This is a genomic window from Serratia sp. CoH_122_TC_1 (assembly GCF_058191755.1).
The window spans coordinates 1-17,988 of sequence record NZ_JBXWLA010000030.1; the positions used below are offsets into that span (position 1 = coordinate 1).

Consider the following 17,988-nt stretch of genomic DNA (forward strand, 5'->3'; position numbering starts at 1 on the left):
CATCGAAAGCATACGCTAACAGTACCGGCAGGGAAGTAAAGAATTGGTATATCTATATGTTATTAGGAAATAAGTTTTAAGCACAAGGATAAGGGCGCATATTGCGCGCCCTGTCGAAGAATTAATCGTAATGCGGGGCCGAAAATGGCTTAGGAACGTACGAATTGCGTACGATAACGGTCGACCCACATGGCGGTGGCGCCGCAAACCGCGACCGGCAGGATAACCAGATTGAGGATGGGGATCATGGTGAACAGGCTCACCATCGCGCCAAACTGCAGGTTATCGGTTTTATGCTGACGCAGTGCGCTGCGCATATCGGCAAAGCTCACCTTGTGGTTATCGAAAGGGTAGTCGCAATACTGAATTGCCAGCATCCAGGCGCTGAACAGGAACCACAGCACAGGCGCCACGGTTTGGCCAATGCCAGGAATGAAATAAAGAATCAGCAACAATAAGGCGCGTGGCAGATAGTAAGCCAGCTTGCGCCATTCACGCGCCATAATGCGCGGCAGATCTTTCACAATGCCGAAGATACCGGTGTCCGGTAACGGCTTGCCGGTCAGGCTGCCTTCCAACTGTTCGGCTAGCAGGCCACAGAAGGGGGCAGCGATCAGGTTGGTGATGGTGCTGAACAGATAGCTGAACACCAACAGCACGGAAATGACCGCAAGTGGCCACAGCAAATAGCTCAGCCACTGCAGCCAACTGGGAACATGGCTCATCATGCTCGGGATCCAGTCACCCAATTGGCTGAACAACCACCAGAAAGCGGACCCCATCAGCAGTACATTGACCAGCAACGGTAATACGACATAGCGTTTAATCCCCGGGCGCGAAATCAGGCGCCAGCCTTCAGCAAAATAATGAAGGCCGTTGGTGGAGTGAGAAGGTGACTGCGAATAGGACATATCTTAAGTTATCTCTTTGTCTGAACAGGCATCGCTATCATATCGGGATGATTTTCTACTGGCTAGGGTGACATTGGCTGAAAAAACAGCAAAAAAAGGCAGTGTAATCATCTTTATTGGCATAAAGTTCAGCACGGACTTGCACTTGTGTGCTCGGGCAAATAGAGTTAAAGAGTGAATGTTTGCCGCGGTGGCAATGTATTGGAACAACAGAGATAGCAATGATGCAGGATTTGCGTCTGATATTAATCGTTGTTGGCGCGATCGCCATAATAGCGTTGTTATTGCACGGTCTTTGGACCAGCCGTAAGGAACGCTCATCGCTTTTCCGCGATCGCCCAGCCAAACGTTCTAAAAAAGAACGTGAACAATCCCCGATCGACGATCTCGATGAAGGCGTGGGAGAGGTGCGTGTACGCTCCGCTCACCCGCAGGATGAGCCGTCCTTTGGTCATTTTGATGCCGCTCGCGAAGAACCCGTGGTTGCGCCCAAGCCTGCTCCAGCGGCTGAGCCAGCACCGCGTGCCGTTCAACCGGCTGCTCATCAGTCTCCGCCACCGCTGTCTCAGCGGCCGGATTATGATGACATCCTGTTGGACAACTACGCGCAGGACGAAGACGATGAGCCGCAACAGCCTGCGACACGCCGTGAACCGCGCGTTGACGATCTGCCGCCAGTGGCGCATGCAGCAGAACCGGTGTTCCACACCGAGCCTGCTCAGCAGCCGCAGCCGGAAGAGAAGCCAGCGGTGGTGCACGAGCCTCAGCCTGCTCCTGCCGCCATCAAACCGGCAAAACTGAAAGAAACCGTACTGGTGTTGCACGTTACTGCACATCAGGGTGGCGTGATCGGCGGCGAAGTCTTGCTGCAGAGCGTGCTGCAGGCGGGCTTCCAGTTTGGCGAAATGGGCATTTTCCATCGCCATATCAGCCCTGCGGGCAGCGGCCCTGTGCTGTTCAGCCTGGCGAATATGGTTAAACCGGGGTCCTTTGATCCTGAGATGATGTCTGATTTCTCCACGCCAGGCGTGTCGATGTTCATGATGGTGCCGTCTTATGGCGACGCTAATCAGAACTTCAAGCTGATGCTGCAGTCGGCTCAGCGAATCGCCGACGATGTGGGTGGTGTGGTGCTGGACGATGAGCGCCGCATGATGACCCCGCAGAAGCTGGAAACCTATAAAGCGCGCATTCGTGAAGTGTTGGATAACACCGACTGATCGGCTGCTACGCGCACTCAATACCCGTAATCCTAAAGCCCCCGCTAGTCGGGGGTTTTGTTACCCTAAATACGTCAAACTGCATCAAAGCGGCAACGGAGCGAAGCCCAGGGAACTTAGCTAACTAAGTCACGGGTCAGTAAAGGCAGCCCACAAAGACGCAGCTTGAAATATGACGGGGATATCTTTGATGGTGAGCCATGGAATCGATAATCCAACAAATCAATCAACTACGAACCTCCCTGCGCCATCACGAATATCAATATCATGTGCTGGACGCGCCGGAAGTGCCGGATGCGGAATATGATCGCCTGATGCGCGAATTGCGTGAGCTGGAAAGCGCGCACCCGGAGTTGATTACCGCGGATTCGCCCACTCAGCGCGTGGGTGCAGCTCCGCTGGCGGCATTCGATCAGGTCCGTCACGAAGTGCCGATGCTGTCATTGGATAACGTCTTTGACGAAGAAAGCTTCCTGGCGTTTTACAAGCGAGTGCAAGATCGCCTGAAGAGCAGTGACCCACTGACCTTCTGCTGCGAGCTGAAACTGGATGGTCTGGCGGTCAGCTTGTTGTACGAAGAGGGGGAATTGGTTCGTGCGGCCACGCGCGGCGACGGCACCACCGGTGAAAACATTACCACCAACGTGCGCACCATCCGCGCTATTCCGCTGCGGTTGACCGGCGAGAATATCCCGCGTCGGCTGGAAGTGCGTGGCGAAGTCTTTATGCCGCAAGCGGGTTTTGAGCAGATGAACGAAGAAGCGCGTCGTAAAGACGGCAAGATCTTCGCTAACCCGCGTAACGCAGCCGCCGGATCGATCCGTCAGCTTGATCCACGGATTACCGCCAAGCGCCCGTTGACCTTCTTTTGCTATGGTGTTGGCCTGTTGGAAGGGGGCGAGTTACCGCGTAGCCACTGGCAGCGCCTGATGCAGTTCAAAGACTGGGGTTTACCCGTCAGCGATCGCGCTCAACGTTGCACTGGCAGCGATGAGGTATTGGCGTTTTATCGCCAGGTGGAGCAAGACCGCACGCAACTCGGCTTTGATATCGACGGCGTGGTGGTGAAGATCGACGATATCGATCTGCAAGAAACGCTCGGCTTTGTGGCGCGTGCGCCGCGCTGGGCGACGGCATTTAAATTCCCGGCGCAAGAGCAAATCACCGTGGTGCGTGAGGTGGAGTTCCAGGTGGGGCGCACCGGGGCAATTACGCCGGTAGCGCGTCTGGAGCCGGTACTGGTTGCGGGCGTGATTGTCAGCAATGCCACCTTGCACAATGCTGATGAAATTGAACGGCTGGGCCTGCGTATCGGCGACACCGTGATTGTCCGTCGCGCGGGCGACGTGATCCCACAGGTGGTGGGGGTGATGGCCGATCGCCGCCCAGCGGACGCGCGTGAAATTTTGTTCCCACAGCATTGTCCTGTCTGCGGTTCTGACGTCGAACGAGTGGAAGGCGAAGCGGTAGCGCGCTGCACCGGTGGGCTGATCTGCGCCGCACAGCGCAAAGAGTCGCTGAAGCATTTCGTCTCCCGTCGTGCGCTGGACGTCGAAGGCATGGGCGACAAAATCATCGAACAGCTGGTGGAAAAAGAGTACGTCAAGAACCCGGCCGATCTGTTCCGTCTGTCCGCAGGAATTCTGACCGGCCTGGATCGCATGGGGCCAAAGTCGGCGCAGAATCTGGTCAATGCGCTGGAGAAGTCCAAGCAGACCACCTTCGCCCGTTTCCTGTATGCGCTGGGTATTCGTGAAGTTGGCGAGGCGACGGCCGCGAATCTGGCAGCGCACTTTGGTACGCTTGAGAAGCTGTTTGCCGCCGATATCGAGGCGTTGAAACAGGTGCCGGATGTCGGTGACGTGGTGGCGAAGCACACGCGCCATTTCCTCGACGAAGCGCTTAACCAGCAGGTGATCCAGGAACTGGTCAGCGACGAAATTGGCATTAACTGGCCAGCCCCGGTGGTGATCGTCGCTGAAGAGATCGACAGCCCATTTGCCGGTAAAACGGTGGTGCTGACCGGTTCGCTTAGCCAGCTTTCACGCGATGAAGCCAAAGATCGCCTGACGGCGCTGGGCGCGAAAGTCAGCGGCAGCGTATCGAAGAAAACCGATCTGGTGATTGCCGGTGAAGCCGCCGGTTCCAAACTGGTGAAGGCACAGGAACTGGGTATTGAGGTGATCGACGAAGCGGAAATGATCCGCCTGCTGGGTGCCTGATGGAAAAAGAGAACCTGATCGAAATCGCCAATACCGTGATGCCGTTCGGCAAGTATCAGGGAAGGGTGTTGATTGACTTGCCTGAAGAGTATCTGCTGTGGTTCGCTCGCAAAGGGGAGTTCCCCAACGGCAAACTGGGCATGCTGATGGAAATGACGTTGGCGATTAAAATCGAAGGGCTCGACAACCTGGTCAAGCCGCTGAAGAAAAGCTGAGTTGCCGGGCGCGGTGTCTTGCCGCGCCCATTTCATTATCCCCGTGCCGTTTCTGCGTTTGGCACCGCCTGTTTTTCCTGCTGTTTCTTCTGATAGCGCCGTGCCAGTACTGCGCAGGTCATCAACTGCACCTGATGGAACACCATCAGCGGTAGCACCATAATCCCAACGGTCGCGGCCGGGAACAGGATATTGGCCATCGGGATGCCGTTTGCCAGGCTTTTCTTCGAACCGCAAAACACAATGGTGATCTCATCGGCTTTGCTAAAGCCCAGCCAGCGCGCCATGTAGGTGTTGACCACTAACACAATCGTCAACAATACCAGACTGCCCACCACAATAAACACCAGCGACCCAATGCCGACCTGATGCCAGATACCGTGTGTAACTGCCTCGCTAAAAGCGGCATAGACGACCAGCAGAATCGACGTCTGGTCGGTTTTGCCGATCAACTTGCGGTTACGTTCAATCCATTTGCCAATGAGTGGCCGTGACAGGTGGCCAGCGACAAAGGGCACCAGCAGTTGCAGCACAATGGAGCCGACCTGTTGAAGGCTGCCGGTTTCACCGTGGACATTCATCAATAGCCCGACCAGCAGGGGAGAAACGAATATTCCCAACAGGCTCGAAGCCGAAGCGCTGCACACCGCAGCAGCAACGTTGCCACCTGCCAGCGACGTAAATGCAATGGCCGATTGCACGGTGGCAGGCAGGATGCACAGGTAAATAAAACCGGAATACAATTCAGGGCTGACGTTGACCGGTGACCACCATTTGAACAGCACACCGAGCACCGGGAAAATAATAAAGGTGCTGAACATCACCCACAGATGCAGCCGCCAGTTATTGCTACCGGCCAAAATGGCTTCGCGCGACAGTTTGGCACCGTGCATAAAGAACAGCAGAGCGATGGCGGCGATGGTCAGGGCGTTCAGCCAACCGACAAACTCGCCGCGTGCCGGCAGAAATGAAGCCAACAGCACGGTGGCGATCAGCGTCAGGGTAAAGCGATCGGGCAGAAATCTCATGGTGGCGCACTCGGGAAAGAAATCAATGCACGCATTGTCGCGCGGCGAGATATAATAATTAAATTGATTTATTTAATTCATTTATTAATAAAAAACATGAATTACTCGATTAAGCAGCTCAAAGTGTTTGTGGCCATTGCGCGGCATCGCAGTTTCAGCCGGGCGGGTGAGGCGATTGGCTTGACGCAGTCGGCGGTCAGCCATAGCGTGAAAGAGTTAGAGGCGGAGATAGGCGTGCGCTTGCTCGATCGCACGACGCGTGAAGTGCTGCTGACCGATGCCGGACAGCGTCTGGCAAACCGCGTAGAGCGCTTACTCGATGAGTTACAATCGTCATTGCTTGATGCACGCAGCTTTGGTGTGCAGCGCAGCGGTACGGTACGCGTCGCATCGAGCCAGACTATTTCCGCACATCTGATGCCGCAATGTATCGCTGCGGGTGAAAAGAAATATCCGGATATTCGCATTATGCTGCGTGACCAGGCACAACAGCAGGTGCTTCACAGCATTCGAAACGCTGAAGTGGATTTCGGTATTGTGGTTGATCCGGTGCAGGCGATTGACCTTGATTGCGAGCCGATTCTGTACGAACCCTTTCTGTTACTGTGCCGTAATGATCACCCGTTTGCCAGCCAACCTGAAGTCCATTGGTCGGCGCTGACCGGTAGCCGCCTGGTATTGCAGGATTATGCTTCCGGTAGCCGGCCACTGATTGACAGCGCACTGCGCCAGCAAGGGGTGGACGCCACGGTGGTGCAAGAGATTGGCCACCCAGCGACGTTGTTCCCGATGGTGGCGGCGGGCATAGGTATCAGCATTTTCCCGGCGCTGGCGTTACCGTTGCCGGAAGGCGGCCAGCTAAAAGTGCGTCGATTGGTGCCGGAAATCAACCGCGCCTTGATGTTGGTGCGGCGTAAAAACCGCTCGCTGACACCCGCCGCGGAAGTCATCTGGCAGGTGGTCGGGCAGCAGGCGGCGTTATTGCAACAGCAGCGCGGCCAACAGGCAGATTACTGAGTCAGATATACACGTCCACCGCGTTGTGCGCGGTTGGGCGGTTAATACCATCGCCTTTAGCGGGGGAGCCGCTGTCAGCAGCCTTGGCCATTTGCGCAGCCTGCTGTTTTTCCATCTCTTCTTTTTGAATACGTGCGATCTCGGCTTGCAGCATTTTAATCTGTGCCTGGATCAGCTGTTTTTGTTTTTCGATCTCTTTGGGATCGGCGTCTGAGTCTTTCAGATCCACCAGCTTCTGTTGCAGATCCTGAATCTGTTTATTCAACACCTTTATGCGTGCCGAGGCGTTGCTGTCGGTGACTTTTACCCGATCGTTAATCCCACCGGCCTTGGCTTCCTTCATTTTGCCGCCTTCCGGTTGCTGGTTGACCGGTTTGGCCATCAGCAACTGGCCTTCGTTACCCGGGGCGCTAAAAACCCTGCTGACACCGGGTAGGGTGTTTTTCACTGGGACAATCATGGTGATATTGGTCGACATATTGCTCTCCCTGCGTCTTGATGTGGCTGTTCAGGGTATCGGCCGTGCGCGGTAAAACTTTACCCACGAATTTGTCGCAGACGCGGCCAGTGTTGCAACCAGCCCTTGCTTGCCACACGCTGTTCATAGGTGTCGAGGTTGCCGTTTTTGGTATTGAAGGTGATGGTGTCATCAAACAACCCATCGAGGCCGAATGGCGCGACCAATGTAATGCTGTCGTCGGCATTCAGGCGTGCGCCAACCGCCGTTTCTCTCTCGGTCCAAAAGCTGATGGCCTCTTCGCTGTTGAGATAGGGTGCTCGGCCGCTGCGTAAGTGCATACGCGCCTGGTTCTTGACCGACCACGGCTGTGGCATCCACTCCTGCAGCCGTAGTTCCAGCATTTGGTCACGCTCTGCCTCTGGCCGCTGCGGATCAAAATGTATCACGTCGATGTCGTTGAGCGGTGTTGGTGTGGCGTACCCATGCAACTGGTCCCACACCAGATTACGCACAAAGCCAGCGCCCAGGCACCAGTCATTCAGACCGAGTCGCCGCGCGGTACGCAATGCGGCCATTCTTCCACTATCTTGCTGTAACCACTGGATAATTTGCTGTTGCCGGTTCATTACCTCTCCTTTGTTGCGGCTACTTTAACCCGAAGCGCCTGCGGGCGGAATGCCGTGCATGATTTTAGTGCATCGGTTCTGGGGGAGGAGTGGTATCGAGAGAGGCTAATCGGATGATTTCCGGTACAAAATAATTTCGACTGTGGACTGACTACACTTGGTACAGGGTTTGCAACTTTAGCTGTGTCATCAGGGCAGAACAGGGGGTGCAATGTATCAGACAACGCTTAGCCGGCGCAGCTACCGCTTTAGTGATTTACGTCAGTTGATGGCCAAGGCATCGCCGGCTCGTTCCGGCGACTGTCTGGCGGAGGTGGCGGCGGACAGCGCAGAGGAGCGTATGGCGGCGCGCATAGCCTTGGCGGATGTGCCGCTGAAGGCTTTTCTCCAGCAGGTGCTGGTGCCGTATGAGCACGATGAGGTCACGCGGCTGATCATCGACAGCCACGATGCCCAGGCCTTTACATCAATTTCTCATCTGACCGTGGGGGATTTTCGTGACTGGCTGCTGAGTGAACAGGCAGATAGCGCGATGTTGGCGCGGGTGGCTCCAGGCATCACGCCGGAAATGGCGGCAGCAGTGAGCAAACTGATGCGCAATCAGGATCTGATTTTGGTGGCGAAGAAGTGCCGGGTCGTCACGCGCTTCCGCAACACCATCGGTCTTCCTGGCCACCTCAGCGTGCGGTTACAGCCGAATCACCCAACCGACAGTTTGCAGGGTATTGCAGCCAGTATGCTTGATGGCCTGCTGTATGGCAGTGGTGATGCGGTGGTCGGCATTAACCCCGCCAGCGACAGCTTGCCGTTATTGGAAAAGTTGAACTACATGTTGGACGACGTCATTCAACGTTTCGCTATTCCTACCCAATCTTGCGTGCTGACGCATGTAACCAATACGCTACGTTTGATGGAGCGCGGTGCTCCGGTGGATTTGGTGTTCCAGTCTATCGCTGGCACTGAAGCGGCCAATAGCGGCTTTGGCATTAATCTGGCGTTGCTGGCGGAGGCTCAGCAGGCAGCACTGAGCCTCAATCGCGGTACCCTAGGCAATAACGTCATGTACTTCGAAACCGGACAAGGCAGCTGTTTATCCTCCGATGCTCACCATGGCGTCGATCAGCAAACCTGCGAGGCGCGCGCCTACGCGGTAGCACGGCATTTCTCCCCGTTGTTGATCAATACCGTGGTGGGTTTTATCGGCCCGGAGTATTTGTTTGACGGTAAACAGATTATCCGCGCCGGGCTGGAAGATCACTTTTGTGGCAAGTTGCTTGGCCTGCCGCTGGGTTGTGATGTGTGTTACACCAATCACGCCGAGGCGGATCAGGACGACATGGACACGTTGCTGACGCTGTTGGCTACGGCCGGGTTGACCTTCTTGATAGGCGTACCGGGCGCGGATGACATTATGCTCAATTATCAAAGCACCTCATTCCACGACGCGTTGTACATCCGTGAACTGCTGGGGTTGAAGCACGCGCCGGAATTCGCCGACTGGCTAACGAAAATGCATATCACCGACGAACAGGGACGATTGCGTGACACCGCCGCCAATCACCCGCTGTTGCTGGGGTTACAAGGAGAACGGGGATGAGCAAACCTGTCCACGTCAACAGTTGGGACGCGCTGCGCGCCTTTACCGATGCACGTATTGCACTGGGGCGCACGGGCTCCAGCTTACCGACCCAGGAGTTACTTAAATTTGGCTTGGCGCATGCGCAGGCGCGCGATGCGGTACATCAACCCTTCGACAGCGATACGCTGGCGGAGGCGATACAACAACAAGGCTGGCAAACGTTGACGGTGCACAGCCAGGCCGCCGATCGCACCGCGTATCTCAGCCGGCCAGATCTGGGGCGCAGGTTGGCGTCGGACAGCCGCAACCTGCTGCTGGGCTTAACGGACAAGGCTGCGGATGTCTTGCTGGTGGTTGCCGACGGTTTGTCCTCCAAAGCGGTACATCGTCAGGCGCTACCCGTGTTACAGGCATTGCGGCCTTATTTCGAACAGTTATCACTTTCGGTGGCGCCCGTGGTTTTGGCGCACCAGTCCCGGGTCGGGCTTGGGGATGATATTGGTGAGTGTTTACGGGCCAAGGCGGTCGTGATGTTGATCGGCGAACGACCGGGGTTATCATCACCGGACAGTCTGGGGATCTACCTCACCTGGGGACCGAACACCCAGCGGCGTGAATCGGAGCGTAATTGCATTTCCAACGTACGCCCTGAGGGGCTCGATTACCCGCAGGCGGCGTTCAAACTGGCATGGCTGCTGGAACAGGCTTTTCAGCGCCGATTGACCGGAATAGAACTGAAAGACGAAAGCGATAACCCGGCGCTGTATGGCCGAATATCACCCCTTCATTCCCAACTGGGTGGCTGACCGATGCTTTGCTTCAGTAAGGTAATGAACAGGTTCAATCGGACTGACATTTTTGCTACGGGCCGCAGCAGGTAAATCCCTTGCTGCTCCTGACGCGGATCTTCCAGTACCTGCACCAATCGACCGGCCTGAATATCCGGTCCGACGACCCAATTGGGTAAGAAAGCGATCCCCATGCCCATCAGCGCCGCCTGATGTTGAGCGGTGAAGTCGTCGCAACGCAGTACCATACTGCATCGGCTCATGAGCGGAACACTGAGAATTTGTGCCCAGCAGGCGGGCCGCTGTTTGTGGTAGCGGGCAATCAGCCGATGCTCAGGTAACGCGTTAAGGTCGGCCGGTTGGCCGTAGCGAACGAGGTAGTCGGGACTGGCGCACATCATCCAGCGTTGGGTCGCTATCCGGCTGGCGTACAACCCACTGTCTTTTTGTTCGCCGATGCGAATGGCGGCATCCAAAAGCTCTTGTGTCGGGTCGGTTTGACGCTCGGTTAAATCCAGATCAACAAATAACTGCGGATAGCGTTCAGCCAGCGTCGGTAACAGCGGCAAAATGTATGTCTTTCCAAAGGTCGGCAAGCAACTGATACGTAAGGTACCCTGCGGCATATCACTTAACGATGCCAGTTCGGCACGAATATCGGTGATATCTGCCAGCAGCGTGGCCGCTCTGGCCTGGAGCATTTCCCCGGCGTCCGTCAGCATCAGACCGCGTGTTGAACGGATAAACACCGTGGTGCCTAGCGCGCTTTCCAGCGCATCAACATGGCGAACCAGTGAAGAGGGCACCATTCCCAACTTGCGGGCAGCGGCGGAGAAGCTGCCTTGCAGGGCGACCTCAAGAAAGATGGGGAGATGTTCGACATACCGTGCGTCATTCATCTTTGCATTATATGCAAAAGCGTTTCTTATGAATACCAGGTTCTCCGTTTACCCTATTGCAGCTACTCTTTTTGAGGGCTTACGGCAGGCCAGAATTGGCTGTGATCCCACCGCTCAGAGAGAAAATGCATAAAACGTGCGGTTCTAAGAACGTTAGATAACAGAGTTTTCTCAGGCTCCAGCGTGTGCCTGTGACATTGATGACTGCTTCAACACCAGATAAACCGTTCAATTTGACACTCTATTTACCAACAATGATTAGTGAATCTAAATCGTTGTTGATGTTGAGTGTCGCCGGCCAGCCGTGCCGGTTTTTTTGTCGCCATGAGCTGAATCGTTCCAACCGAGCGGGCTACAGGCGACATCTTTGCTCACCCTCATGTGAGCATTTTTGAACGCGCGGGGTATTTCACCCCGTGCTGGTGGAGGAGTAGGTTATGAACGAAAACCACGGCTGTTCCTGTGCGCAGCATTTGGCGCAGGGGTTTGCCAGGCAGTCGCTGAGCGTTGGGGAGGGCGAGATTTATCAAATCTCGCTGATGAGCGCGTTAATCAGCGGCGTTTACGAAGGGGAGACCACCATTGCCGAATTGCTCAGGCACGGTAACTTCGGCCTGGGGACTTTCAATCACCTTGACGGTGAGCTGATCGCCTTCGACAAGGAAATTCACCAGCTACGCGCCGACGGTAGCGCGCGGCCGGCCAGCTTGCAGCAGAAAACCCCGTTTGCCGTTGTCACCTTTTTCCAACCGAGCGTCACCCAACACTTTGACAGTCCGATCACCAAGGCACAGCTGCACCAGTGTATTGACGAGCAAGTTGCGTCACCAAACCTGTTCTGTGCAGTGCGTGTTGACGGTGAGTTCAGCCATGTGGAAACCCGCACGGTGCCTCGTCAGGAACGCCCCTATCGCCCAATGTTAGAAGCGATCGAGGAGCAGCCTACATTTGCCTTCCATCAGCGGCAGGGCACGTTAGTTGGCTTCCGTTCGCCTGATTATATGCAGGGCGTTGGGGTTGCTGGCTATCACGAACATTTTATCACCGACGATCGTAACGGTGGTGGTCACGTACTGGATTACCAGCTTGACCACGGCCGGCTGCAATTTGGCGTGATCACCCGTCTCAATCTTCAGTTGCCGCATGATGCGGATTTTCTGCGTGCCGACCTCTGTCCAGAGGATTTGGATCGCGCGATTCGTTCTGCCGAGGGTTAATTCCGCGACAGTCTTGGGTTTATTTTCAGGAGGTATTCCATGAGCAAGGCAAATACAGACCATAACTGGTCATGCGGCGCAGATTTAGTGGTGAAAAATTTGGAGGCGCAGGGCGTCAAACACGTATTCGGTATCCCAGGGGCCAAGATCGACCGCGTATTCGATTCGCTGGAAGACGCGCCATCGATAGAAACCGTCGTCGTGCGTCATGAAGCCAATGCGGCATTTATGGCGGCGGCGGTCGGGCGCCTAACCGGCAAGGCCGGGGTCGCGCTGGTGACCTCAGGGCCGGGCAGTTCCAACCTGATTACCGGGCTGGCAACCGCGACCTCGGAAGGGGACGCGGTGGTGGCGTTCGGTGGCGCGGTGAAACGTGCTGATAACCTGAAACAGACCCACCAGAGTATGGACACTGTCAGCATGTTCCGACCGGTGACCAAGTATTGCGCCGAAGTCCACGCCGGTTCGGCAATTTCTGAAGTGATCGCCAATGCGTTTCGTCACGCCGAATTTGGTCGCCAGGGGGCTTCGTTCGTCAGCCTGCCAATGGACATCGTCAATGAACCTGTCAGTGCGCCTGTGCTGGCAGGGTGCCGATTGCCGCGCATGGGCGCTGCGGCTACCGAGGATATCCACGCCGCAGTAAAACTGATCCAGCAAGCGAAATGCCCGGTGCTATTGTTGGGGCTACAAGCCAGCCGCCCGGAAAATAGCGAGGCGGTGCGCCATTTGTTGCACCGGACTCATATGCCGGTCGTGGGGACTTATCAGGCGGCGGGGGTGATCGACGTTAACCACTTTGCGCGTTTTGCCGGCCGCGTCGGGTTATTCAACAACCAACCTGCCGATCAGCTATTGCAGAAGGCAGATTTGGTGGTCAGCGTCGGTTATGGCCCGATCGAATACGATCCCTGCATGTGGAACAGCCAGGGCAAATTAAAACTGGTGCATATTGACGTGTTACCGGCAGACATTGATACCTGTTACCGCCCGGACGTTGAGCTGGTGGGTAATATCAGTGCCACTCTCAACACGATGACTGAAGCCTTTAATACGGTCGTGAGTGTGCCTGCGGAGGTGGAGTTGATCCTCAGTGATCTTGGCCGCCAGCGCACCGAATTGGCGGAACGCGCCGCGCGCCGCGGTGGCATGCCGATCCACCCACTGCGTATTGTGAAAGAGCTGCAGGACATTGTCAGTGACGACGTGACGCTGTGCGTCGACATGGGCAGTTTCCACATTTGGATTGCGCGCTATCTATACAGCTTCCGTGCACGTCAGCTGTTGATTTCTAACGGCCAGCAGACCATGGGGGTGGCGTTGCCGTGGGCGATCGGTGCGGCGTTGGTACGCCCGGGAGACAAAGTGGTGTCGATTTCCGGTGACGGTGGCTTTATGCAATCGAGCATGGAACTGGAAACGGCCGTACGGCTGAAAAGTAATATCGTGCACGTGATATGGGTCGATAACGCCTACAACATGGTGGAAATGCAGGAGGTAAATAAATACCAGCGTAAATCCGGCGTGGAATTTGGCCCAATCGATTTTAAAGCCTATGCGGAAGCCTGTGGTGCGGTCGGTTTTGCCGTACAGTCGGTGGAGGATTTACGCCCGATGCTGCGTAAAGCAATGGACATTCAGGGGCCCGTCGTTGTGGCTATTCCGGTCGATTACGCTGACAACTATAAACTGATGGCGCAGATGAACTTTGACCAGATGATTTAATTTCAGCAGGCGTGTTAACCACGGGGGGCGCAGCATCCAGCACTCCCCGTTTTTTGTGTTCATCATTTGTCCTTTACATCCCTAACTGCATGATTTATTGGTATCCATCGAGTCTATTTTCTATACCGGGGATGGCAGGATGAAAACAAAAGCAATGCTGGGATTGTTAGCGATGGCAGTGATGAGCGGTGCGCACGCCAATACGCTGGTTTATTGTTCCGAAAGCTCGCCGGAAGGGTTTAACCCGCAGCTCTTTACCTCTGGCCCAACGGTAGACGCCAGTTCGGCAACGATTTACAACCGGCTGGTGGACTTCAAAACGGGCACCGTTGAGCTACAGCCCAGCCTGGCGGAAAGCTGGCAGGTGAGTGAAGACGGCAAAAATTACACTTTTCATCTGCGAAAAGGGGTGAAATTCCAGAGCAATAAATATTTTACCCCCACCCGTGATTTCAACGCCGATGACGTTATCTTCTCCTTCATGCGGCAAAAAGACGCCAATAATCCGTATCACAAGGTCTCTAACGGCGCTTACACCAACTTTGAGTCAATGGAGTTTGGCACGCTGATCAACCAGATTGTCAAAGTGGATGACAACACCGTGCGCTTTGAGCTTTCGCGCGCCGAAGCGCCATTCGTGGCCGATCTCGGCATGTACTTCGCCACCATCCTTTCCGCCGAATATGCTGATGCCATGTTGAAAGCCGGTACCCCGCAGCGGGTGGACAACGACCCGATCGGCACCGGTCCTTTCCAGTTGGTGCAGTACCAGAAGGATGCGAAAATCCTCTACAAGGCGTTTGATCACTATTGGGAGGGCAAACCGAAGATCGACCGGTTGGTGTTCTCTATCACCCCAGACGCGGCAGTGCGCTATGCCAAGCTGCAAAAGAATGAGTGCCAGGTGATGCCGTTCCCTAACCCGGCGGATCTGGCGCGCATGCGTCAGGATCCCAATATCCAGCTCATGGAAAAATCCGGTCTGAATATCGGTTTTCTGGCGTTCAATACCCAGAAAAAACCGTTGGATAACGTCAAGGTGCGGCAGGCGCTGGCGCTGGCTGTGAACAAACCGGCGATCCTGGAAGCCGTGTTCCACGGCGCCGGTCAGCCGGCGAAGAACCTGCTGCCGCCAACCCAATGGGGCAGCAACGATAACATTGAGGATTACCCGTATTCGCCGGAGAAAGCCAAACAGTTACTGCAGGAGGCGGGGTTAGGGCAGGGTTTCGCTATCGATCTGTGGGCGATGCCGGTGCAGCGCCCGTATAACCCGAACGCCAAACGCATGGCGGAGATGATCCAGTCTGACTGGGCGAAGATCGGCGTGAAGGCAAAGATTGTCACCTTTGAGTGGGGTGAATATCTGCAACGGATAAAAAATGGTGAGCATCAGACGGCGCTAATGGGGTGGACCACCGCTAACGGCGATCCGGATAACTTCTTCGGGCCGCTGTTTACCTGCGTTTCGGCCAACGGCGGGTCAAACTCGGCCAAGTGGTGCTATCCGCCGTTTGATAAACTGATTCTGCAGGCGCGTGAGGAGAACGACCATACCAAACGGGTGGCGATGTACGAGCAGGCACAGGTGATGATGCATGAACAAATGCCGGCAATGATGATTGCCCATTCGACCATTTTTGAACCGGTACGCAAAGAAGTGAAAGGCTACGAGATCGACCCGTTTGGTAAGCACATCTTCAAACAGGTCTCACTGGAGAAATAATAAAACAGGGGCTGCATTGGCAGCCCCTGTTTACTGTAGCGATTAGAAGTGGGTGTTTACGCTCATATAGTAAGTGCGGCCAGGTTCGTTGTAGGTTGCAGCCCCTGCACCGGCAATGTTAATGGTGCCGGTTATTGGGTCGCCGACGTTCTGCGAGTTACCTTCACGGAATTGGCGTTTATCGAACAGGTTGTCGATACCGGCAGTCAGGCTGACGTTTTTGGTCACATCATAAGTTGCACTGGCGCCAACCACAGCGTATGGGCTGACTTCTTTGGTTTCGGTACCGCTCACCGGTTTACCCTGGTAGTTGTATTTCTTCGGCTTCTGACGGCCGTACCAGGTCAGGGTCGATTGCATCGACAGTTCTTGGGTTGCCTGCCAGCTCAGCGTCGAGTTGATGGTGAACTTAGGAATAATCGACAGGTAATCACCGGTGCTCTTATTCTTGTTTTCAATCATATAGGTGGCGTTGTTGGTCCAGGATACGGTCTCGCTGACCGGGACGTTCAGCGTACCTTCCAACCCTTGCACAACCGCTTTTGGTACGTTTTCCCATTGGTAAATGGCGGTACCGGTGCTGCTGGTGCCGATTCGGCTATTACCCGCTTCGATTTTGTTGTGGTAATCGTTACGGAAGTAAGTCACACCGGCCAGCCAGCCGTCATTATGGAACTCCAGGCCAATCTCTTTGTTGACGCTGGTTTCCGCCTTCAGATCGTCGTTACCGAGCAGGTAACAGCCATTTTTGACATCGCTGGAGGAACAACCTTGGCCTTTGCTGTAAAGCAAATAGTTTTGGTTGGTCTGGTACAGGTTAGGCGCTTTATAGGCGCGGGCGATGCCCATCTTCAGCGTGAAGAAGTCGCCCAGTTCCTGTGACAGATTCAGGGACGGACTCCAGTTGTTACCGGACTCAGAGTGCAGATCGTAACGCAGGCCCGGTGTCAGCATGGTGGTATCCGTCAGCTCCATGTTGTCTTCGGCAAACAGCGAGAAGATATGCGCGGAGGCGTAAGGGCTGCGTGTTCCTGTTTCTTGACCAGGAATGGTTCCGCCCATCAGCGTTTGGCTGGTGGAAGATCCATCCTTCATTCTCTGTTGGTTCCACTCGGTTCCCACCGTGGCGGTTTGCGTCACGCCCAGTTCAAATGGCACGCTGACTTCGCTGTGCGCCAGGAAGTCGTCCAGTTTGGTCGTACCGAAACCGTTATTTTTAGTATCGAAGATGCCTTCGGTACCGCCGGCCAGACCTTCGTTCAGACGCGTATTACGCGTCCGTTCGAACTGAATATAGTTGTTGGTGCTGACACCGTTATCCCAGGCACCGCGGTGGTTGAGGCCGAAGGTTTCGCGGTAAATGCGGTTGGTCTCTTTACCGTAGTTACTTTGTACCAACGCATTGGAGTTGGTGTTTTGAGTATCACCGGCATACAGGTTGCCCTGACGGCCGTAGGCATACTCAAACTCCAGTGACTGCAAGTGCGCAAAGTCCCAATGCAACATGGCATCGATATTTTTGTCTTCTACGCCTTCGCGTCCGGCGGGGGTGCTGTTGGCGTAGTCCGTAGCACGGTAAGATTTATGCGATTCGTTAATATCCCACGCATCGGCCTGAGTTTTGCTGTAACCACCGAACAAGCGGAAGCTGAGTTCATCGGTCAGCGGGCCGGAGAGGCTGAAGTCGGTACGCTTGGTAGCGCCTTCTTGCTTATGCTGCGGTACGTTGAAGAACGCATTCAGAGAGCCGTGCAGCTCTTTGGTGTCCTTCTTGGTGATGATGTTAACCACGCCACCGGCAGCGCCGTTGCCGTAGCGTGCCGCAGCCGGGCCGCGCAACACTTCGATGCGTTCAATCATCTCTGGAGGTACCCAACCGGTGTCGCCGCGGGTATCACGTTCGCCACGCCAGCCCTGGCGCACTGAGTTGCGGCTGGTTGCCGGTTTGCCGTCGATCAGGATCAGGGTGTTTTCCGGGCCCATACCACGGATATCAAGCTGGCGGTTGTTGCCGCGCTGACCGCTGGTAGAGTTACCGGTCAGGTTAACGCCAGGCATGGTACGGATCAGTTCGCTGATATCGCGTGCGGGTGGGCGTTTCTTAATTTCTTCGGCCGTGATGGTGGATACCCCCGGCGCCTGCAAATTCTGCTTGGCGGCGGTGACGACGATGGTGTCCTCGTGGGTTTCTTTTTTGTTTTTGGCGACGTTGTCGGTTTCGGCGGTGGTATCAGTTTGCTGTGCGGCGTGCGCAAAGGCGGACGCGCCTAACCCTAACCCGATGAGTGTGGCTAAGGAGTAACGAGATAATTTGCGGTTCATGTGAGAGTTCCTACCTTGCTGCCTTTCCCGGGG

At 55.3% G+C, this 17,988-nt stretch carries 15 protein-coding genes; 9 read left to right on the top strand and 6 right to left on the bottom strand.

What is annotated here, in order from left to right; genetic code table 11:
- Nucleotides 1-149: 149 nt before the first annotated feature.
- Nucleotides 150-911, bottom strand: a complete 762-nt coding sequence (cysZ, locus tag AC2FC2_RS25630; protein WP_209638669.1) for a sulfate transporter CysZ — start codon at nucleotides 909-911, stop codon at nucleotides 150-152.
- A 221-nt stretch (nucleotides 912-1,132) separates the two neighbouring features.
- On the opposite strand from cysZ, the gene zipA reads away from it, so the two are divergent.
- From zipA to AC2FC2_RS25645, 3 genes are all read left to right on the top strand, one after another.
- Nucleotides 1,133-2,131, top strand: a complete 999-nt coding sequence (gene zipA, locus AC2FC2_RS25635) for a cell division protein ZipA (RefSeq protein ID WP_209638671.1) — start codon at nucleotides 1,133-1,135, stop codon at nucleotides 2,129-2,131.
- Between the two features lie 200 nt (nucleotides 2,132-2,331).
- The gene (gene ligA, locus AC2FC2_RS25640) at nucleotides 2,332-4,353 is read left to right on the top strand and encodes an NAD-dependent DNA ligase LigA (protein WP_490660124.1); all 2,022 of its coding nucleotides are present in this window, start codon (nucleotides 2,332-2,334) and stop codon (nucleotides 4,351-4,353) included.
- Nucleotides 4,353-4,568 carry a DUF3820 family protein gene (locus AC2FC2_RS25645; RefSeq protein WP_209638675.1) on the top strand — a complete coding sequence of 72 codons (216 nt, stop codon included), beginning with the start codon at nucleotides 4,353-4,355 and terminating at the stop codon, nucleotides 4,566-4,568. Before ligA ends, AC2FC2_RS25645 begins: the two co-directional genes overlap by 1 nt.
- Before the next feature lie 35 nt (nucleotides 4,569-4,603).
- Here AC2FC2_RS25645 and AC2FC2_RS25650 read toward each other — a convergent pair whose 3' ends face one another.
- Nucleotides 4,604-5,596, bottom strand: coding sequence for a bile acid:sodium symporter family protein (locus AC2FC2_RS25650; RefSeq protein WP_209638676.1), 993 nt, complete (start codon nucleotides 5,594-5,596; stop codon nucleotides 4,604-4,606).
- A gap of 96 nt (nucleotides 5,597-5,692) precedes the next feature.
- Between AC2FC2_RS25650 and AC2FC2_RS25655 the strand changes: the two genes are divergently transcribed.
- Nucleotides 5,693-6,613 (top strand): LysR family transcriptional regulator, encoded by a 921-nt coding sequence (locus AC2FC2_RS25655; RefSeq protein WP_490660125.1) that lies wholly within the window; start codon nucleotides 5,693-5,695, stop codon nucleotides 6,611-6,613.
- Nucleotide 6,614: 1 nt separating this feature from the next.
- On the opposite strand, the gene AC2FC2_RS25660 is transcribed toward AC2FC2_RS25655, so the two are convergent.
- A complete protein-coding gene (locus AC2FC2_RS25660) occupies nucleotides 6,615-7,091 on the bottom strand; it encodes a FlxA-like family protein (RefSeq protein ID WP_490660126.1) in 477 nt (158 codons plus the stop codon).
- Between the two features lie 59 nt (nucleotides 7,092-7,150).
- Nucleotides 7,151-7,699: a nucleotidyltransferase family protein gene (locus AC2FC2_RS25665; protein ID WP_209638682.1), complete on the bottom strand. Its 549-nt coding sequence runs from the start codon at nucleotides 7,697-7,699 to the stop codon at nucleotides 7,151-7,153.
- Between the two features lie 211 nt (nucleotides 7,700-7,910).
- Here AC2FC2_RS25665 and AC2FC2_RS25670 point away from each other — a divergent pair, with 211 nt between their 5' ends.
- Together AC2FC2_RS25670 and eutC are read left to right on the top strand one after the other, a co-directional pair.
- Nucleotides 7,911-9,296: an ethanolamine ammonia-lyase subunit EutB gene (locus tag AC2FC2_RS25670; protein WP_490309055.1), complete on the top strand. Its 1,386-nt coding sequence runs from the start codon at nucleotides 7,911-7,913 to the stop codon at nucleotides 9,294-9,296.
- Complete coding sequence (eutC, locus tag AC2FC2_RS25675; RefSeq protein ID WP_490660127.1) at nucleotides 9,293-10,084, top strand: ethanolamine ammonia-lyase subunit EutC; 792 nt, start codon at nucleotides 9,293-9,295, stop codon at nucleotides 10,082-10,084. Before AC2FC2_RS25670 ends, eutC begins: the two co-directional genes overlap by 4 nt.
- Here the strand turns inward: eutC and AC2FC2_RS25680 are convergent.
- Nucleotides 10,063-10,965, bottom strand: a complete 903-nt coding sequence (locus AC2FC2_RS25680; protein ID WP_490660128.1) for a LysR family transcriptional regulator — start codon at nucleotides 10,963-10,965, stop codon at nucleotides 10,063-10,065. The two genes, eutC and AC2FC2_RS25680, sit on opposite strands and share 22 nt — an antisense overlap.
- Before the next feature lie 437 nt (nucleotides 10,966-11,402).
- Between AC2FC2_RS25680 and budA the strand changes: the two genes are divergently transcribed.
- The 3 genes from budA to AC2FC2_RS25695 all read left to right on the top strand — a co-directional run bounded on the left by budA (nucleotide 11,403) and on the right by AC2FC2_RS25695 (nucleotide 15,633).
- On the top strand, nucleotides 11,403-12,182 hold the full coding sequence (gene budA, locus AC2FC2_RS25685; RefSeq protein ID WP_265555506.1) for an acetolactate decarboxylase: 780 nt from the start codon (nucleotides 11,403-11,405) through the stop codon (nucleotides 12,180-12,182).
- A 39-nt stretch (nucleotides 12,183-12,221) separates the two neighbouring features.
- Nucleotides 12,222-13,907 (top strand): acetolactate synthase AlsS, encoded by a 1,686-nt coding sequence (alsS, locus tag AC2FC2_RS25690; protein WP_490660129.1) that lies wholly within the window; start codon nucleotides 12,222-12,224, stop codon nucleotides 13,905-13,907.
- Nucleotides 13,908-14,046: 139 nt separating this feature from the next.
- On the top strand, nucleotides 14,047-15,633 hold the full coding sequence (locus AC2FC2_RS25695; RefSeq protein WP_209638695.1) for an ABC transporter substrate-binding protein: 1,587 nt from the start codon (nucleotides 14,047-14,049) through the stop codon (nucleotides 15,631-15,633).
- Nucleotides 15,634-15,675: 42 nt separating this feature from the next.
- Here AC2FC2_RS25695 and AC2FC2_RS25700 read toward each other — a convergent pair whose 3' ends face one another.
- A complete protein-coding gene (locus AC2FC2_RS25700) occupies nucleotides 15,676-17,955 on the bottom strand; it encodes a TonB-dependent siderophore receptor (protein ID WP_490660130.1) in 2,280 nt (759 codons plus the stop codon).
- Between the last annotated feature and the right edge of the window lie 33 nt (nucleotides 17,956-17,988).